Annotated in this window: 2 protein-coding genes and 1 pseudogene; all 3 read right to left on the bottom strand. The window is 43.2% G+C overall.

The window, feature by feature from the left end; translation table 11 throughout:
* A partial coding sequence (locus A1232T_RS10830; RefSeq protein ID WP_143513989.1) for a MerR family DNA-binding transcriptional regulator occupies positions 1-124 on the bottom strand: 124 nt, incomplete at its 3' end.
* Between the two features lie 214 nt (positions 125-338).
* Entirely contained in the window at positions 339-1,265 is a 927-nt protein-coding gene (locus A1232T_RS10825) for a bestrophin family protein (RefSeq protein WP_077449422.1), read from the bottom strand.
* A gap of 255 nt (positions 1,266-1,520) precedes the next feature.
* A pseudogene (locus A1232T_RS14445) lies at positions 1,521-1,622 on the bottom strand (RNA-guided endonuclease TnpB family protein); the annotation flags it as partial.

The raw sequence follows: 1,622 nt of genomic DNA, 5'->3' as shown, positions 1-1,622 counted from the left end.
ACCTACGATGGCCTTTGGGTGTTCTTTGGGCGACAAGCACACCTGTCTCATCCCATCTTCGTAGAGTTGAGACAGAAACGCCTAACTGATTAGCTGCTTGTTTTATGCTTGATAATTTACTCATAGTGAGCAATTATACATAGATTTAGATAGATTTGTGATTACTGTTTGTAACCCTATTAATATGAGTTTTTGACTTCCTCCCAGCTTACCGCCAAATCTATGGCTAGTCATTATGAACCATAGCCCCTTATTCAGGTTTGGTCAAATACTATTTTAGCTACTGTTTATAAACAGCCTATCTTATAAATAGCCTAGCTAATTTACCAAGCTTCTGATTAAGGTAAATAGCCATTGTCAGGCGTAATCTGTGGAGGTAAATCAGTCTCTCCCAACGCTTCGAGTAAATTAATTTCAATAGCCCGAGTGATGGTAGTTAATGGCAGATGGTTTGGCTCCTCACCAAAAGGATCGGTGATTTCTTCATTTAGGGCATCTAAACCAAAGAAGGTATAAGCAATAATGCCGCACACTAAAGGCGTTACCCAGCCTAATGAGGTGGCCAGACCAAACGGCAACAAGAAACAATATAGATAGGTCGTGCGGTGTACTAACAGCGTGTAGGCAAAGGGCAAGGGGGTATTGTGAATACGCTCGCAGGCAGAGAGCACCACAGTTAATGAGCTCACTCGATTATCCATATTTTGAATCATCAAATCAGACGTTAAGCCTTCTCGTCGACAATGACCCAGCTCTTGCCCCAACAATCTTAGTATATATTCAGGTAAATTGCCGGCTCGACGCATACTTTCATGATGCTCTGGTGCTATATATGCCTCAACCTCTGCCCAAGGCGAGCTATTACGGAATCTATGCCTCATTGCATGTGCAAAGGCAATGTTGAGATAAACCATACGGCGCTGAGTCTCTTTTGCGCCTACAGCTTTTTCATCAATAAACGAAGTGACTTGGCGTGTCAGACTTCGAGACTCGTATACCAGCTGCCCCAATAAGGTTCTGGCCTCCCACCAACGCTGATAACTGGCATTATTACGAAAGCCAAGAAATAGCGATAACGCAATACCTAGAAGGGTAAAAGGCGCCGCACCATAGGATGAAAATGAGCTTGGAACCCAGTGTTGTACTGCTGCAATTAGGGTACTTATTAAGGTAATAAGCAATACCTGACGATAAATTCTCGGCACAATAGAGCCGCGCAGAGCAAATAGCACGTTAAAGGCATTGGGCTTTCTAAAAACAATCATTGGGTTTCCTGAGGCTATACACTATAGGTGCGCAGCTTTATTTAATAAGGGGCTCTTTTTGGGTCACTATTTTAGCATTAATCAGTATAGTAATAAGCAAGCATCAAATCTCCTGCAATCACTCACTAAAAGGCGTGCCTTGATACACAAAGAACTTGTACTCATCACCCTGCTTTTTCCAAATAGAAATAGCTCGATTTTTTAATGAGACAGGTTGCCCATCTACCAAGACTTTGGCTTGACTTCCTCCCCTCGCTAAACCGAGGGGATTCCTACAGCTAGACGGTCAAGCCCGACCGCAAGGATGTTCTTAGCAGCATTGATATCTCTATCATGCCATGTGCCACACTCAGCACA

It is taken from the genome of Psychrobacter pasteurii, assembly GCF_900162815.1.
GTDB lineage: Bacteria > Pseudomonadota > Gammaproteobacteria > Pseudomonadales > Moraxellaceae > Psychrobacter > Psychrobacter pasteurii.
This window is presented reverse-complemented; position numbering and strand designations above follow the sequence as displayed.

Coding starts and splice junctions, on each gene's coding strand:
- A1232T_RS10825 (WP_077449422.1), bottom strand. CDS start 1,265: ATGATTGTTTTTAGAAAGCCCAATGCCTTTAACGTGCTATTTGCTCTG.